This window comes from Arthrobacter sp. BC5, from assembly GCF_056680255.1.
Genome location: NZ_CM155273.1, coordinates 837,761 through 853,665, shown reverse-complemented (window position 1 = coordinate 853,665; position 15,905 = coordinate 837,761). Strand labels below are relative to the sequence as shown.

General features: G+C 68.6%; 14 protein-coding genes and 2 riboswitches. Of the genes, 7 read left to right on the top strand and 7 right to left on the bottom strand.

The annotated features are described in order from the left end of the window. Window positions 1–72: 72 nt before the first annotated feature. From mmsA to AC1MFI_RS03700, 4 genes are all read left to right on the top strand, one after another. Window positions 73–1,602 carry a multiple monosaccharide ABC transporter ATP-binding protein gene (gene mmsA / locus AC1MFI_RS03715; RefSeq protein WP_479819771.1) on the top strand — a complete coding sequence of 510 codons (1,530 nt, stop codon included), beginning with the start codon at window positions 73–75 and terminating at the stop codon, window positions 1,600–1,602. 4 nt (window positions 1,603–1,606) lie between these two features. Next, window positions 1,607–2,842 (top strand): multiple monosaccharide ABC transporter permease, encoded by a 1,236-nt coding sequence (gene mmsB, locus AC1MFI_RS03710; protein ID WP_400484272.1) that lies wholly within the window; start codon window positions 1,607–1,609, stop codon window positions 2,840–2,842. Window positions 2,843–3,074: 232 nt separating this feature from the next. Beyond that, window positions 3,075–3,629: an RNA polymerase sigma factor gene (locus tag AC1MFI_RS03705; protein ID WP_479819770.1), complete on the top strand. Its 555-nt coding sequence runs from the start codon at window positions 3,075–3,077 to the stop codon at window positions 3,627–3,629. Continuing rightward, entirely contained in the window at window positions 3,626–4,804 is a 1,179-nt protein-coding gene (locus tag AC1MFI_RS03700) for a hypothetical protein (protein WP_479819769.1), read from the top strand. Before AC1MFI_RS03705 ends, AC1MFI_RS03700 begins: the two co-directional genes overlap by 4 nt. An 82-nt stretch (window positions 4,805–4,886) precedes the next feature. On the opposite strand, the gene AC1MFI_RS03695 is transcribed toward AC1MFI_RS03700, so the two are convergent. The 3 genes from AC1MFI_RS03695 to sfnG all read right to left on the bottom strand — a co-directional run bounded on the left by AC1MFI_RS03695 (window position 4,887) and on the right by sfnG (window position 7,941). Next, window positions 4,887–5,387, bottom strand: coding sequence for a CoA-binding protein (locus AC1MFI_RS03695; protein ID WP_479819767.1), 501 nt, complete (start codon window positions 5,385–5,387; stop codon window positions 4,887–4,889). Beyond that, window positions 5,384–6,763, bottom strand: a complete 1,380-nt coding sequence (locus AC1MFI_RS03690; RefSeq protein WP_479819765.1) for an O-acetylhomoserine aminocarboxypropyltransferase/cysteine synthase family protein — start codon at window positions 6,761–6,763, stop codon at window positions 5,384–5,386. The genes AC1MFI_RS03695 and AC1MFI_RS03690 overlap by 4 nt, the downstream gene beginning before the upstream one ends. Next, window positions 6,763–7,941, bottom strand: coding sequence for a dimethylsulfone monooxygenase SfnG (sfnG, locus tag AC1MFI_RS03685; RefSeq protein ID WP_479819763.1), 1,179 nt, complete (start codon window positions 7,939–7,941; stop codon window positions 6,763–6,765). The genes AC1MFI_RS03690 and sfnG overlap by 1 nt, the downstream gene beginning before the upstream one ends. Further along, window positions 7,935–8,038: riboswitch (SAM riboswitch) on the bottom strand. It overlaps the preceding gene by 7 nt. 228 nt (window positions 8,039–8,266) lie before the next feature. On the opposite strand from sfnG, the gene AC1MFI_RS03680 reads away from it, so the two are divergent. The 3 genes from AC1MFI_RS03680 to AC1MFI_RS03670 all read left to right on the top strand — a co-directional run bounded on the left by AC1MFI_RS03680 (window position 8,267) and on the right by AC1MFI_RS03670 (window position 11,044). Further along, the gene (locus tag AC1MFI_RS03680; RefSeq protein WP_479819762.1) at window positions 8,267–9,526 is read left to right on the top strand and encodes a glycoside hydrolase family 6 protein; all 1,260 of its coding nucleotides are present in this window, start codon (window positions 8,267–8,269) and stop codon (window positions 9,524–9,526) included. Between the two features lie 62 nt (window positions 9,527–9,588). After that, on the top strand, window positions 9,589–9,825 hold the full coding sequence (locus AC1MFI_RS03675) for a hypothetical protein (protein ID WP_479819760.1): 237 nt from the start codon (window positions 9,589–9,591) through the stop codon (window positions 9,823–9,825). A 113-nt stretch (window positions 9,826–9,938) separates the two neighbouring features. Continuing rightward, window positions 9,939–10,120: riboswitch (cyclic di-AMP (ydaO/yuaA leader) on the top strand. Window positions 10,121–10,123: 3 nt separating this feature from the next. Next, window positions 10,124–11,044, top strand: a complete 921-nt coding sequence (locus tag AC1MFI_RS03670; RefSeq protein WP_479819758.1) for a LysM peptidoglycan-binding domain-containing protein — start codon at window positions 10,124–10,126, stop codon at window positions 11,042–11,044. A gap of 111 nt (window positions 11,045–11,155) precedes the next feature. Here the strand turns inward: AC1MFI_RS03670 and acs are convergent, their stop codons facing one another. The 4 genes from acs to AC1MFI_RS03650 all read right to left on the bottom strand — a co-directional run bounded on the left by acs (window position 11,156) and on the right by AC1MFI_RS03650 (window position 15,887). Next, window positions 11,156–13,093 (bottom strand): acetate--CoA ligase, encoded by a 1,938-nt coding sequence (acs, locus tag AC1MFI_RS03665; protein ID WP_479819756.1) that lies wholly within the window; start codon window positions 13,091–13,093, stop codon window positions 11,156–11,158. Then, window positions 13,084–13,947, bottom strand: a complete 864-nt coding sequence (locus AC1MFI_RS03660) for an ABC transporter permease (protein WP_479819754.1) — start codon at window positions 13,945–13,947, stop codon at window positions 13,084–13,086. The genes acs and AC1MFI_RS03660 overlap by 10 nt, the downstream gene beginning before the upstream one ends. Continuing rightward, window positions 13,944–14,984: an aliphatic sulfonate ABC transporter substrate-binding protein gene (locus AC1MFI_RS03655; protein ID WP_479819752.1), complete on the bottom strand. Its 1,041-nt coding sequence runs from the start codon at window positions 14,982–14,984 to the stop codon at window positions 13,944–13,946. Before AC1MFI_RS03655 ends, AC1MFI_RS03660 begins: the two co-directional genes overlap by 4 nt. 90 nt (window positions 14,985–15,074) lie before the next feature. Then, complete coding sequence (locus AC1MFI_RS03650) at window positions 15,075–15,887, bottom strand: ABC transporter ATP-binding protein (RefSeq protein WP_479819751.1); 813 nt, start codon at window positions 15,885–15,887, stop codon at window positions 15,075–15,077. Window positions 15,888–15,905 lie beyond the last annotated feature (18 nt).

Genomic DNA, 15,905 nt, shown 5'->3' with positions numbered 1-15,905 from the left:
GTCCGGAGCCACAGGTGCTGTACCTCGCCCGGCCCCTGCCGGGACTTCCACTCAAGTAAGCGAGGCTCGACCATGGCGGAGAACATCCTCCGGATGCGCCGCATCACCAAGACCTTCCCAGGCGTGAAGGCACTGCAGGACGTCAACCTCGACGTCGCGCGTGGAGAAGTCCACGCGATCTGCGGAGAGAACGGGGCCGGGAAATCGACCCTCATGAAAGTGCTGTCGGGCGTCTACCCTCACGGGACGTACGACGGCGACATCGAGTTCGAGGGCTCCGTCGCGGAGTTCAAGGACATCCGCGACAGCGAGCGCGACGGCATCGTCATCATCCACCAGGAGCTCGCCCTCTCCCCCTTCCTGTCCGTCGCCGAGAACATCTTCCTCGGGAACGAGCGCGAGAAGCGCGGCTTCATCAACTGGAACGAGACCAACGTGGAGGCGGCCAGGCTCCTCCGGCGCGTGGGCCTCGACCTCAATCCGGTGGTGCGGGCCGGGGACATCGGGGTGGGCAAGCAGCAACTCGTCGAGATCGCCAAGGCGCTCTCCAAGAACGTGAAGCTGCTGATCCTCGACGAGCCCACTGCGGCGCTGAACGACGAGGACTCGGCGCACCTGCTCGGGCTCGTGAAAGGCCTCCGTGCCGAGGGCATCACCAGCATCATCATCAGCCACAAGCTCAACGAGATCCGGGAGATCGCCGACTCCGTGACGATCCTCCGGGACGGGCGCACCATCGAGACGCTCAGCCTCCACGACGGCTCCGTCACCGAGGAGCGCATCATCAAGGGGATGGTGGGCCGTGACATGGAGAGCCGCTACCCGGACCGCACGCCGGTCATCGGCGAGGAGGTCCTCCGCGTCGAGGACTGGACGGTGCACCACCCGCAGGAGACCTCCCGTGTGGTCGTCGACGCCGCGAACCTCTCGGTGCGCGCCGGCGAGGTGGTCGGTATCGCCGGCCTGATGGGCGCCGGGCGGACGGAGCTCGCCATGAGCATCTTCGGGCGGAGCTACGGTTCGCACATCACCGGCACCCTGTACAAGAACGGTGCCCCGATCACGGCGCGCACAGTGGGCGAGGCGATCCGGCACGGCCTCGCGTACGCCACGGAGGACCGCAAGCGATACGGGCTGAACCTGATCGACGACATCAAGCGGAACATCTCCGGCGCCGCGCTCGGGAAGCTCGCGAAGCGCGGCTGGGTCGACAGCGGCCGTGAGGCCGTCGTCGCGGGCGACTACCGGAAGTCCATGAACATCAAGGCCCCGACCGTCACGGCCATCACCGGCAAGCTCTCCGGCGGCAACCAGCAGAAGGTGGTGCTCTCCAAATGGATGTTCTCGGACCCCGATGTCCTGATCCTCGACGAACCCACCCGCGGGATCGACGTCGGCGCCAAGTACGAGATCTACACGATCATCAACCGCCTCGCGGCCGAGGGGAAGGCCGTCATCGTCATCTCCTCCGAACTGCCCGAGCTGCTCGGCATCTGTGACCGCATCTACACGCTCGCCGAAGGCCGCATCACCGCCGAAGTGCCGATCGACCAGGCGACCCCCGAACTCCTCATGCAGCACATGACCAAGGAAAAGGACTGATTCCATGGCTACCACCGTCAAAGACCCCGCGGTCACCGCACCGCCACCTCCCGTGAAGCACGGGCTCGCCTTCCTCACGAGCAGGCTGCGCCAGATCGGTATCTTCGTGGCGCTCATCGTCATCGTCGCCCTGTTCCAGGTGCTGACCGGCGGCGCTCTGCTGCAGCCGGACAACGTCTCCAACATCATCGTCCAGAACAGCTACATCCTGCTCTTGGCCATCGGTATGGTCATGATCATCGTCGCCGGGCACATCGACCTCTCCGTCGGCTCGGTGGCAGCCTTCGTGGGGGCCATGTCCGGCATCATGATCCAGGACTGGGGGTTCACCTGGTGGGTGGCCTTCCTCGCCTCACTGATCATCGGCGGGCTCGTCGGCGCCTGGCAGGGCTTCTGGGTGGCCTACGTGGGCATCCCCGCGTTCATCGTCACACTCGCCGGCATGCTCGTGTTCCGTGGACTCACCCAGATCGTGCTCGAGAACCAGCGCATCACCGGGTTCCCCGAGGAGTACCGCCAGCTCGGCGGCGGCTTCCTCTTCCCCGGGCTGTTCCCGGCGGAGACCAACCTCCTGGACTGGACCACGGTGGTCCTCGGCTTGGTGGCCGTGGGCCTCCTCACCATCACTCAGCTCCGGGGACGCGCCACCCGTGCACGCCTGAAGCTCGAGGACGAGCCGGCGGCCTGGTTCTTCACCAAGCTCGCTTTCATCGTCGTGATCATCCTCGGCCTCACCTACCTTCTGGCGAGCTCGCGCAGCGGTACGCCGATCGTGCTCGTGGTCCTCGGCATCCTGATCGTGGGCTACAGCGCGGTCATGAGCAACAGCGTCTTCGGCCGCCACATCTACGCCGTCGGAGGCAACCTCCAGGCGGCGCAGCTGTCCGGCATCAACACCAAGCGCATCGACTTCATGCTCTTCGTCAACATGGGTGTGCTGGCCGCACTCGCCGGCCTCATCTTCACGGGCCGCCTGAACTCGGCCGGGCCGGGCGCAGGCAACCTGTTCGAACTCGACGCCATCGCCGCTGCGTTCATCGGTGGCGCTGCCGTGACCGGAGGCGTGGGTACCGTGATCGGGGCCATCACGGGTGGCCTCATCATGGGCGTGCTCAACAACGGCATGTCCCTGCTGGGCGTGGGTATCGACGTCCAGCAGTTCATCAAGGGCATGGTGCTCCTGCTGGCCGTCGGCTTCGACGTCTTCAACAAGCGCCGCGCCTCGAACGCCCTGAAGTAGGGTCTCCGCGAGACCCGGGAAAAAAGTCGGACCGGGCGTAACTTTTCCGAACCGGCCGTCGATTACCTGTTTGTAAGCGCCGCACCGAGGCTTATCCCCCAACGGGCCTCGGTGCGGCCTTTTCTTTGCTGTGACCCCGGTGGGGCCGACGCCTGCGGGCGGGAGGCAGCGGTTACGATGGTGTCGCCGTCCAGCTCGAACATCGCCGTCCAGCTCGAACAAGGAACAGACCGTGGTCACACCCCTGCCTGATGACGTGCTGGCGCGCGCGCGAGCAGGTGATTCTGCGGCGTTCTCCCTCATCTACGAGGCGTTGAGTCCGGCCGTCCTCGGCTATTTCTCCGGCCGCGGGTCGGAGGACCCGGAGGCTCTGACGCAGGAAGTGTTCCTTGCGGTCTTCTCGAAGCTGGAGACGGTCTCGGGCGGGCTGCAGGGTCTGCGCACCTTCACGTTCTCGGTGGCGCACGCGCGGTATGTGGACGAGGTACGCAAGAAGGCGAGGACTCCGGTCCTCGTGGGTTACGAGGCCGACGGCGATACACGTGCCGCGGATTCCGCGGAGAGGGTGGCCCTGGACAATCTCGACGCCGGGGGAGCAGATGGATTGCTGGCCCGGCTGAACACCGAGCAGCGCGATGTCCTCCTGCTGCGGATCGTGGCCGGACTGCCGATCGACGAGGTCGCGGAGATCCTCGGCAGATCGGCGGGGTCGGTGAAGCAGTTGCAGCGGCGAGGACTGCTCAAGCTCAAGGAACTGGTCGGACCCAATGAATCGGAAGCGCTATGACTGGACGTGAGGCCTCGGACCGGGAGCTGCGCATCCTCGAGGAAGCGGGCCTCCCCGAGGACCCGGCACTCCTGCACGCCGTACGCGACCTGCGGGCGCTGGGTGACGGGCCCGCACCGGAAGCGTCCGCGGAACTCGCCCAGTTGATGGCCGACGGCGGGAAGGCGCCCCAGGGCCGCCGGAACAAGCGTCGGATCACCTTCCTGGGAGGCGCGCTCGCCGTGTCGATGGGTGTCGGGATGTCCGGTGTCGCGGCGGGAACCCTCCATCTCCCCTACGGCCTCGGCGACGCCGTCGATTCGATCGCCCGCTTCAGCGTGCATCACGATCCCGACCATCATGATCCCGACCGTCACGAGCCCGCTCCGGCCGTGGTCGCGCCCTCCATCGAGAGCCCTGCCGGGGCCCTCGCGGTGCCGCTCCCGGCGCCGTCCGCCATCGCGGGGGTACCGGCTGTTCCCGTTGCTGGGGACCCGACCGGCCCCGGTGACTCTTCCGGTGCCGGATCCAGGACGGTGACACCCGAGGTACCTTCCACCGGGGGAAGCATCGCACCGGGCGCGCCGCCGACTGTGCCCGCGGTACCTCCGGTCGCCACGGAGAGGCAGGTCGTCGGCCAGGTACCGCCTGTCCCGCCGGTGCAGGACCTGCGACCCGCCACCGTCCCGGACGGCCGCGTCCCGGGCCGTCCGACGGGGGAGACGCCGCCGGGAGACCAGGGCGAGCGCCGGGCCGATCAGGGAAAGCTGCAGGACCGGAACGGGGTCCAGGACAAGAACACGGTCCAGGACAAGAACACGGTCCAGGACAAGAACACGGTCCAGGACGACGGCAGAGGCCAGGACACGCAGGCCGAGAGAGTAGTCACCAGCACCGGTCCGGAGCGGGGGCATCGCGAGGTCCGCAGGTCCTTCGCCGGCCCGGATCCCTCCTGGAGCCTCACGCCCGTCGAGCAGGCCGACGAGCCGATGGTCCTGGCTGCTCCGTTCTCCGACGAGGACGCAGGGATGTCGCTGTTCCTGGCCGATGCCGACGTCGAGCCGGTCATCGAACCCGCCGTCGAGCCGGCGGGCGACCCCTCCGGTGATGCCGCCCCGGCCGATCCCGTCCCCGTTCCGGAACCGCCCGCCGTGGAACCGTCGGCCGTCGAGTCGCCGGCGCCCGAGGACGGATGACGCCGGTTACGAGGTGATCTGCCGCCCGGACGGGATGGCGCCGGTTACGAGGTGATCTGCCGCCCGGACGGGATGGCGCCGGTTACGAGGTGATCTGCCGCTTGGACGAGATGACGCCGGTGTTGAAGCCGGCGAGGTTGAGGCCTCCGTGGAACCGTGCGTGCTCGATCTTGATGCAGCGGTCCATCACGACGTTCAGGCCGGCCTTCTCGGCATCGCGGGCCACGTCCTCGTGCCACGAACCCAGCTGCAGCCACAGGGTCTTCGCGCCGACGTCCAGCGTCTCCTGCAGCACCGAGGGCAGGTCGTCGTGCTTGCGGAACACGTCCACGACGTCGGGAACCTCCGGCAGGTCCCTGAGCGACGCGTAGGCCGGCTGCCCCAGGATCTCCTTGGCCACCGGGTTCACGAAGTACAGGCGGTACGGTGAGGAGGACTGCAGGTAGGTCGCGACGAAGTAGGAGGCCCGGGAGGGCTTGTCCGATGCCCCGACGATCGCCACGGACCTCGCGTTCCTCAGCAGGTTCAGCCGTTCGGGGGCCGAAGGCCCCTCCCAGGTCCGTTCCGGTGCGGTGCTGCTCATGCTCCCACTCCTACTGCCCGTGTTGCCGACGGGTCGTCGTCGTTCTCTCCCGCGGACTCCTGCGGGAGTCCGTCGAAGGCTGCGTCCGGGGACTCCACAGCAGCTTCGAGTGCCTGGTCGAGGTCCCACAGGATGTCGTCGAGGTCCTCCAGTCCCACCGAGATGCGGACGAGGTCCTCGGGCACCCCCGCCGCCACGAGCTGCTCGGCGGAGAGCTGCTGGTGCGTCGTCGAGCCGGGATGGATCACGAGGGTGCGGGAATCGCCGACGTTCGCGAGGTGCGAGGCCAGCTGCAGCGACTCGATGAACTTCTGGCCCGCTTTGCGACCGCCCTTGATGCCGAAGCTGAAGACCGACCCGGGTCCCTGCGGCAGGTAGGTCTTCGCGCGCTCGTGGTGAGCGTGGGTGGGCAGACCCGCATAGTTGACGTACTCCACGCGGGGATCGGCCTGCAGCCATCGCGCCACGGCCGATGCGTTCTCGAGGTGCTCGTCGAGGCGCTGCGCGAGTGTCTCGACGCCCTGCAGGAGCTGGAAGGCCGACGACGGCGAGAGCGAGGGCCCGATGTCGCGCAGCTGCTCGGTGCGGAGCTTGGTGAGGAAGCCGTACTCGCCGAAGTTCGCCCACCACTGGATGTTGCCGTAGGAGGGCACCGGCTCGGTCATCATGGGGAACTTGCCGTTGCCCCAGTCGAAGCGCCCGCTCTCCACGATCACGCCGCCGAGGGTGGTTCCGTGCCCGCCGATGAACTTGGTGGCGGAGTGGATCACGATGTCCGCGCCGTGCTCGATCGGCCGCACGAGGTAGGGCGTGCTCAGCGTCGAGTCGACGATGAACGGGATTCCGGCGTCGTGCGCGACCTTCGCCAGCCCGGCGAGGTCCGCGATCTCACCCGAGGGGTTCGCGATCACCTCGGCGTAGACGGCCTTGGTGTTGTCGCGGATCGCGGCCGCGTAGTCGGCCGGGTCCGTTCCTGGCACGAAGGTGGTCTCGATGCCGAACCGGCGCAGCGTGACGTCCAGCTGGGTCACCGTCCCGCCGTACAGCTGGGAGGCAGCCACGATGTGGTCGCCGGCCTGGCACAGGGCAGCGAAGGTGATGAACTCCGCGCTCATGCCCGACGCCGTCGCGACCGCCCCGATGCCGCCCTCGAGCGACGCGATGCGCTCCTCGAACGCGGCGACCGTCGGGTTGCCGATACGCGAGTAGATGTTGCCGTACTTCTGGAGCGCGAAGAGGTTTGCGGCGTCGTTGGTGTCCTTGAACACGAACGACGTCGTCTGGTAGATCGGCACTGCCCGGGCACCGTGCGTGGCGTCGGGGGTCCCGCCGGCGTGGAGCGCGCGCGTGCGGAAACCGAAGGAACGTTCTGCCATCAGACACCTGCCTTGCTGGATCGGGATACTGCGAGGGTGGATTCGGGATCGAAGTCGACGCCGGCCTTGCGGGCGGCATCGGCCTCGAGCTCGCGCACGATCGGGAGGATGTCCGTGCCGAACGCCGCTACCTCCTCCTGGAAATGGAGGTAGCAGGTGAGGAGGAGGTTCACGCCGATCTTCTTGTACTCCACGATGCGCTCGGCGATCTGCTCGGGCGTGCCGATGAGCTGCGTCTTGAAGCCGTCGTTGTACTGGACGAGGTCCTCGAACGTCGAATCGGCCCACATGCCCTTCCCGTCCTTCGTGGACGGTCCGGCTTCCTGGACGGCGTCGCGGAATCCCTCGACGGCGGGGCGGTGGGCCTTCGCGACGATCTCGCGCAGGGTGTCGCGGGCCTCCTTCTCGGAATCGCGGGCGATCACAAATCCGTTCAGGCCGAAACGGGGACGGCGGCCGGCCTGTTCGGCGGAGGCCTGGACACCGGCGATGTTGTCCTTGAAGCCCTCGAGGTCCTTGCCGTTGGAGAAGTACCAGTCGGCCACGCGGCCCGCGGTCGCCTGGGCCGCTGTCGAGTTCCCCCCGAAGAAGATCTCGGGGTGCGGGCGTCCTGGGACGTCCACGGGGGCCGGGCTCAGGGTGAAGTTGTTGATGTCGTAGTACTTCCCCGACTGGCTGTAGCCCTCTTCGGTCCACAGGCCGCGCAGCACCCGGATGAACTCCTCGGTGCGGACGTAGCGTTCATCGTGCTCGAGCCACTCGAGGCCGAAGTTGACGAACTCGTCCTTGAGCCACCCGGAGACGATGTTGACCGCGGCGCGGCCGTTGGAGATGTGGTCCGCGGTGATGATGTATTTCGCCAGCACGCCCGGGTGCCACATGCCCGGGTGGACTGCGGCGATCACCTTCAGCTTCTCGGTCGCGGCCAGGAGGGCGAGGGAGAAACTCGTCGCCTCGTGCTGCTTGTCGGCGCCGTAGGACGCGGCGTAGCGGGTCTGGGAGAGCGCGTACTCGAAACCGGCGTCCTCGGCGATGCGCGCGAGTTCCCTGTTGTAGTCGAAGTCCCAGCTGGTGCGCTGTTCGATGGTCGAGACCACCAGGCCGCCGCTGACGTTGGGAACCCAGTAGGCGAACTTGAGGGGAGTGGAAAGGTCGGCGACACTCATGGTTTCCTCCATCGGTCTGGCAGTAGCACCCTTCTGTCGCCGTGGAACACGGAGGCCAGGGTTGCTGCGGCGTCAATGAGCCAGATCTCTCAGCCGCTCCGGATGGTCAGGTCGAGTGTGCCACCGAGGTGCTGCAGAACCAAAACAATGTGTCTCCGTATGAGGTCCTGTCTCGAAGCAGTCAGTGCACTGAGGACCTTGACAAAGCCGGGAGCACACCAAAGACTGACCGTGGGAGCGCTTCCACGGGGATGGACCAGCGCTCCGCTACCGGGCGATCACGCCAACCACCACCACATGAGGAGCAATGATGCTCAGCATTTCCAGGACGTGTGCAGTGACCCTTGCAGTAGCAGGGGTTCTGGTCTCCACCGCATTCTCCGCCCTGCCGGCCTCTGCCCAGGGGTCCAAGGACGGTCCGGAACAGGGAGCGGCTTCGTCCGCCACCGAGTTCTATGTCCCGATGAAGAACCACTACCACCAGGCCCAGCGCCAGATCGCAGAGTTGAGGTCTTCCGGTGACCGCGCGACCGCCGACAGCCTCAGTGCCATGGTCTCGGCCCCCCAGGCGGTCTGGGTCACGGGCAGCGATCCCGCCACCGTCACGCAGGAAGTGCGGACCACCACGCATCGCGCGGCAGGCAAGGGTCAGGTGCCCGTGCTCGCCGCATACAACCTGCCCTTCCGCGACTGTTCGCAGTACTCGGCCGGTGGTGCGACCGATGTCGCCGGCTACAAGGCCTGGGTGGACGCGCTCGCCGCGGGCATCGAGGACAGGGCGGCCCTGGTGGTGCTCGAGCCGGACGGGCTCGGCATCATCCCCTGGAACCGCGGGCTCGACGGCAACCTCGAGTGGTGCCAGCCGGCAGAGGCGAACGCCGGGACCGCGGCGGCAGAGCGTTTCGAAATGCTCAACTACGCGGTGGACCAGCTGAAGGCGCTTCCCAACACCAGGGTGTACCTCGACGGGACGCACAGCGCCTGGCTGGGCACCGGTGAGATCTCGAGCAGGCTCGTGAAGGCCGGCGTGCAGAAGGCCGACGGCTTCTTCCTGAACGTCTCCAACTACGAACTCACCGAACGCCAGTTGAAGTTCGGTAGCTGGGTGTCGCAGTGCATCTACTACGCCACCGAGATCGACCCGGGGGCCTACGGGTCCTGTGGCAGCCAGTACTATCCGGCGTCGCCCACCGACTTCTCCACCTGGGGACTGACGGACGCCTGGTACGCGCAGAACGTGGCGGGCGCGGCGAACGCGCCGTCGAACGACGAGCTTGCGCACTTCGTCATCGATACGAGCCGCAACGGCAAGGGCCCCTGGGTCCCCACGGCCGCCTACCCGGACCCCCAGGTCTGGTGCAACCCGCCGAGCCGCGGACTGGGTTACCTGCCCACGTCCGATACAGGCAACCCGCTGGCCGACGCTTTCCTGTGGATCAAGGTGCCCGGTGAGTCCGACGGCGAATGCAGCCGCGGCCTGACGGACAACGGTGGAGTCGATCCCGAGTGGGGCCGGGTGGATCCGGCTGCCGGAGCGTGGTTCCCGGAGCAGGCCATCGACCTGATCAGGAACGCCAGCACGCCCGTCCGGCCATAGCAGGGCTGGGTGTGCGCGGTCCCATCGGGCCGTGCACACCCGTCTGCACCTAGGGTGGTGGCATGGAAACCTGGAAGTCGGCGCAGCGCGTGCAGGAGCGAAGGCTCTGGCATACGCTCTTCTGCGTCGGCGTCGTCCTGACCGTCACCCTGGCAGCGAGCATCGTCGTGGCCGCCGAAAGCGGATCCCCTGCCGTCCGCGCCTGGTTCTACGTCCAGCAGTCCGTGCTGCTCGTCCTCGGCGCGGGTGGGACCGCCGTCGCCTTCCGCCGCTGGCGGTCGTTCCGCGTGCGCGGGTAGGGTACGCGCCGTTATGCGAATGTGACAAACCGGCGGAGCGCTGGTTATCGTCTTCGAGTGCCTCCGTCCATGTGGGGCGCTCCCGGACGGATTGCCGAGCCCTGCCGCCGATCGGGACACGTTCGCAAACACGAAGGCAGGGACGGGGGAACCACAGTTCCAGTGGACGTGCAGGATCACCTGCCATCGTCCTTGGGGTTAAGTCGCACCGCATCGCCTACCCGCTGATGCTCGCGGCCGGGTGACTCCCATCCGAACCCGACAGCTCACCCCGCAGGCATGGGAGAGGTATAGAACCATGTCACGAAAGATTTCTCCGGCGCGCCACCGCGCCGTCACCGACGGCAACCTCGCGCTGCAGGGACTGTCCCGCGCCGCGAAGACCCACGCCACCACCGTGGGCCGCCCCCTTGCCATCGTCGCCGTCACGTCGGGCCTCGCGCTCAGCGCCGTCGGCACCGCGCACGCCGGCTCGTACACCGAGCAGGGCACGACGGCGGCACCCGCCCCCGTCGCAGCTCCTGCCGCTCCCGCAGCTCCCGCAGCCGCTCCCGCAGCTCCCGCAGCCGCTCCCGCAGTCGCGGCTGGTGCAACCCACACCGTCGTCGCGGGTGACACCCTCGGTGGTATCTCCGCTCGCCACGGGGTGGACCTGACCGCCGTCCTCGCGGCGAACGGGCTCTCCCTCGCCTCGATCATCTTCCCGGGCGACAGCATCACCATCCCCACCGGCGGTGCGGCTGCCGTGCAGGCGGCATCGGTATCGGTTCCCGTGGCTGTCACACCGGCCGCGCCGGTCCAGCAGGCAGCGGCCGTCGCCCCGGCACCGGCTGTGTCCGCGGCTCCCGAGTCGGGCGTCTACCTCGCCTCGGCGGCCATCACCCCGGTGGCCTCCTCCAGCGGAGTGGCCGGTACCCTCGTCGCGTCCGCACAGGCCCAGCTGGCAGCCGGATCGATCCAGGACTGCACCGTGCTGGTCGAGAAGGCGCTGCGCGCTGCCGGCATCTCCGTGGGTGACCTCGGTCCGGCACAGTTCTTCCAGTTCGGCGCCACGGTGGCAACCCCTGCACCGGGCGACCTCGTCATCACCGGTGGCCACGTGGCCATCTATGTCGGCGGCGGCCAGGTCATCAGCAGCGGCATGAACGGGTCGAACCTCACCATGCAGCACCCTCTCTCGGACCTCGCGGGAGCATCCTTCGTTCGGGTGGCGGGCTAGCACCGGAACGGACCACACACGGGAAGCGGCAGGTGCTTGGACGGGGCACCTGCCGCTTCCTTCTCCGTTAACCGACCCCCATCCAAGGAGCCTCTTCGGCCGACCGCCTCGTCAGCGCCGCCCGGCCAGGACGTCCTGGATGCCGGGGATGCACCCCTCGTTCTGCAGGGACGTGGTGTCCCCGAGCGCGGAGCCCTCGTAGAGCTGCGTCAGCAGGCGCCGCATGATCTTGCCGGACCGCGTCTTGGGTACATCGGGCACGACGACGACGGCGGAGGGCCGCGCGATCGGCCCGATGGCCTTCGCGACGTGGGCACGCAGCGTGGACTGGACGTCCGCCGTCGGATCCGCGCCCGCGGCGAGCACGACGAAGGCCGCGATGGCGTGACCCGTCAGCGGATCGGTGATCGGGCAGGCCCCGGCCTCGGTCACGAGCGGGTGCGCCACGAGCGCCGACTCGATCTCGATGGTGGACAGGCGGTGTCCCGAGACGTTGATGACGTCGTCGACGCGGCCCAGGATCCAGGTGTCGCCGTCGTCGTCGTAGCGCGCGCCGTCGCCCGCGAGGAACCAGCCCTCGGCGGCGAACTTCCGCCAGTAGGAGTCCAGGTAGCGCTGCGGATCACCCCAGACCGTGCGCGCCATGGCCGGTCCGTGGCGGTCGACGACGATCAGCCCCTGGACGCCGGGAGGAACCGGGCGGCCCTCCTCGTCGACGATCCGGGTACTGACGCCCGGAAGGGACCTGGCGGCGCACCCGGGCTTGAAGTCGGAGTCGGTGGGGCTGGGGGAGAGGACGGTCGCGCCGGTCTCGGATTGCCACCAGGTGTCCACCACAGGCACCTCGTCGCGGCCGAGGTGCCTGCGGAACCAGCGCCACGCCTCGGGATTCACCGCTTCGCCGACCGTGCCGAGCACGCGGATGCTCGAGAGGTCGTACCCGGACGGGACACCGTCCGGGAACCAGCCCATGAGCGAGCGCACCAGGGTCGGGGCCGTGTAGTAGCTCGTGACGCCGTAGCGCTCGATGATCTCGAAGTGGCGTCCCGGGTGCGGCGTGTTCGGGGTGCCCTCGAAGAGGACCTGCGTGGCACCGTTGGACAGTGGCCCGTACAGCTCGTAGGTGTGCGCGGTGACCCAGGCGAGGTCCGCGGTGCACCAGTGGACGTCGCGGTCCCGCAGGGCCGGATCGGGATTGCTGAAGAGGTGCTCGAAGCTCCACGACGCCTGCGTGAGGTAGCCGCCGGACGTGTGCACGAGGCCCTTCGGCTTCCCGGTGGTCCCCGAGGTGTACATGATGAACAGGGGCGTCTCGGCGTCGAACGCCTCCGGTTCGTGGTGCGGTGACGCGGTGTCGACGACGTCGTGCCACCAGACGTCGCGGCCTTCGGTCCAGCTGACGTCGGAACCGGTGCGGCGCACCACGAGCACGTGCTCGATGGCGTTGGTGCCGGACACCGCGGCGTCGGCATTCTCCTTCACGGGCACGGCCGTACCCCGGCGGTACTGCCCGTCGGTGGTGACGAGCAGCTTGGCCCCGGTGTCCTCCACCCGGAAGCGCAGCGCCTCCGCCGAGAACCCGCCGAACACCAGCGAGTGCACGGCGCCGATCCGGGCGCAGGCGAGGGTGACCACGACCGTCTCGACGAGGACCGGGAGATAGATGACCACGCGGTCGCCCTTGCCGATGCCGAGGGCCAGCAGTGCGTTCGCGGCCCGTGAGACCTCGTCCTGCAACTGCGCGTAGGTGACGGTGCGGCGGTCACCCGGTTCGCCCTCGAAGTGCAGGGCCACGCGGTCACCCCGACCGGCCCGCACGTGGCGGTCCACGCAGTTGGCGGCGACGTTGAGCGTGCCACCGGAGAACCACTCGATGACGGGGACGCTGAGCGTCCCGTCCTCCTGGGGGGTCGCCTTCTCGAAGCTGTGCAGGGTGTCCCAGCGGTCCTGCCACTCGAGCCGGGCGGCCTGCTCGGCCCAGAACGCCAGCCGTTCGGCGTCGTCCTGAGGAGCGGCCTGCCCGTCCGGCGTCGTCGTGCCTACGCCCATCGGCGCACCGCCCAGCGCTCGGCGATGCCCAGGAGGGCGTCGGTGGTCTTGCCGATCACGGCGAGCAGGATGATGGCGAGGATGATGCGGTCCACACGGCCGTTCTGCTGCGAGTCCGTCAGCAGGAAGCCGAGTCCCATCGACGAGGCGATGAGTTCGGCCGCGACGAGGAACAGCCAGGACTGCGCGAGTGCGAGCCGCAGGCCGGAGAACAGGGCGGGAACGACGGCGGGGAGCTGCACCGTGGTGAGCAGTCGGATGCCGCCCAGCCCGAAGGCCCGCGCGGCCTCCACGAGGTTGCGGTCCACGTGGCGCAGCCCGAGGTAGAGCGTGGTGAACACGGGGAAGAACGCACCGATGGTGATCAGCGTGACCTTCGAGTCCTCGTTGATGCCGATCCAGAGGACCAGCAGCGGGACCCACGCCAGGGACGGGACCGCGCGGAGCGCCCCGACGGTCGGGGTCAGGAGGACGTCCGCGATGCGGGAGAGGCCCAGCAGTGCGCCGGCCAGGACCCCGAGCAGGGATCCGAGGAGGAACCCGAGGAGGACCCGCTGCGTGGAGATCAGGATGTGGGTGGCGAGCTGGCCGCGCTCGACGAGGTCCACCGCGGCCGCGAGGACCGACGCCGGCGAGGGGAGCTGCGACGGCCGGAAGAAGCCCGAGGCGGTGCTGAGGTGCCAGGCGAGCAGGATCAGCGCCGGGACGATGAGCCCGAGCAGCACGATGACCACGCGCCGTCCGGCCGCCCCGCGAACCCGCTGGTCGCGTGTGAGGGCTCCCTCCCCCGTCACGGACGACCCGATAGCCTCCATGCCCTGCTTGCTGATCGGGGTTGCGTGGTCAGCACTCATGAATCGGAACCGATGGTGGCGGGGTCCGCCTTCTCCACAAGCGAGGCGTCGAAGAGGGTATCGAGGGCCTCGTCGATCTGCTCCTGGCTCTGCACGTCACCGGTCTCCACGAAGACGGGACCGATCTTCTCGAGGACGCTGCGCTGGGCGTCGCCCGGCGCGGGGTCGACGTCGAGGTTGGTGCGCTCGATGATCACGGAGTTGGCCACGGCCTGGTCGATGCCCGCGACCCCCGCGAGGATCGCAGCGGTCTCCTCCGGGTTCTCCTTGGCCCACTCGCGTGCCTTCTCGTAGGCGTCGACCACGGTCTGGGCGACGTCGGGCTTCTCGGCCAGGAAGTCCTCCGTGGCGTTGAGGAAGCCGTAGGAGTTGAAGTCGATGTCCCGGAAGAACAGCTGGGCGCCGTCCTGCTCCGCAGCGGCCATGATCGGATCGAGGCCGGACCAGGCGTCGACCGCGCCGCTGGCCAGGGCCGCGCGGCCGTCCGCGTGCTGCAGGTTCTCGATGGTGACCTCGGACTGCTCCACGCCCGCGGCCTCGAGGGCCTGGAGGAGGAAGAAGTACGGGTCGGTGCCGCGGGTCGCCGCCACGGACTTGCCGCGCAGGTCCTCGACGCTCGTGATGCCGGAGTCCGGAAGCGCCACGAGGGCTGCCCATTCGGGCTGCGAGTAGATGTCGATGGCCTTGATCGGGGAGCCGTTGGAGCGGGCGAGCAGCGCGGCGGACCCGGCGGTGGATCCGACGTCGATCGCACCGGCCCGCAGCGCCTCGTTGGCCTTGTTGGAGCCGGCGGACTGCACCCAATTGACGGTGATGTCCTGGTCGGCGAGCTCGTCCTCGAGCCAGCCCTGCTCCTTGATGATGAGGCTCAGCGGGTTGTAGGTGGCGAAGTCGATGTTGAGCGTGCCGCCCTGGGTGGCTTCACCGGCCGCGACCGCCTCGGTGTCGGAGGCGTTCTCGCCGGCCAGGCAGCCGCTGAGGCTGAGCGAGAGTACGGTGGCGAGGGCGAGGGTGGGCAGGAGGGCGCGGCGGTTCATGGTGGTCCTTCGGTGGATGGTGCGAAAGGGGGAGACAGGATTGCGCCGCGGCGGGGCGACGGCGCCAGGGGGTGCGGTGGGAAGGCCGGGCTAGTGCCCGGTGACGCCGAGCAGGGAGAGCAGTGAACTGCGGAGCCTCCCGAGCTCGGCGGAGTTGCGGTCCCTCGGACGGGCGGCCGGCACCGTGACGAGTTCGGCGATGGTGGATCCCGGCTCGTCACCGTCGCCCCGTCCGAGGACGAGGATGCGGTCGGCGAGCTGGAGCGCCTCGTCGACGTCGTGCGTGACGAGCAGCACCGTGGTGGGCTGGGCGCGGTGGATATCGAGGAGGAGGTCCTGCATCTTGATGCGCGTGAGGGCGTCCAGTGCGCCGAAGGGCTCGTCGAGCAGCAGCACGCCCGGGTTCCGGGCGAGCGCACGGGCGAGCGAGGTGCGCTGGGCCATGCCGCCGGATACTTCGCGCGGTCGGTGCTTGGCGAAGGTGTCCAGGCCCACGAGCTTCAGCAGCTCGAGGACCTTGGCCTTGCCGGCGCTGGCGCTCGAGGACTTCGGCAGTCCGATGGCCACATTGGCCTGCAGCGTGTGCCAGGGGAGCAGCCGGGGTTCCTGGAAGGCGACGGCGCAGCGTTCGTCGATCCCGGAGACCGGGGTCCCGTCGATCAGGACCTTGCCGGCGTCGGGCACGTCGAGACCCGCAGCGGCTCGCAGGAGGGTGGACTTGCCGCATCCGCTGGTCCCGAGGATGGCGAGGATCTCGCCCGGCTCCACCTCCACGGTGACGTCCCGGAGCACGACGCGCCGGTTGTCCGAGGATCCGAAACTGCGCCCGAGGCCGGAGAAGCGAACGCCGAGGGCCTGCTTGTGGTGGGGGTGGGTGCTGCCTGGTGCCAGAACTGCGGTCATGGTGTCTCCATCGGTCCT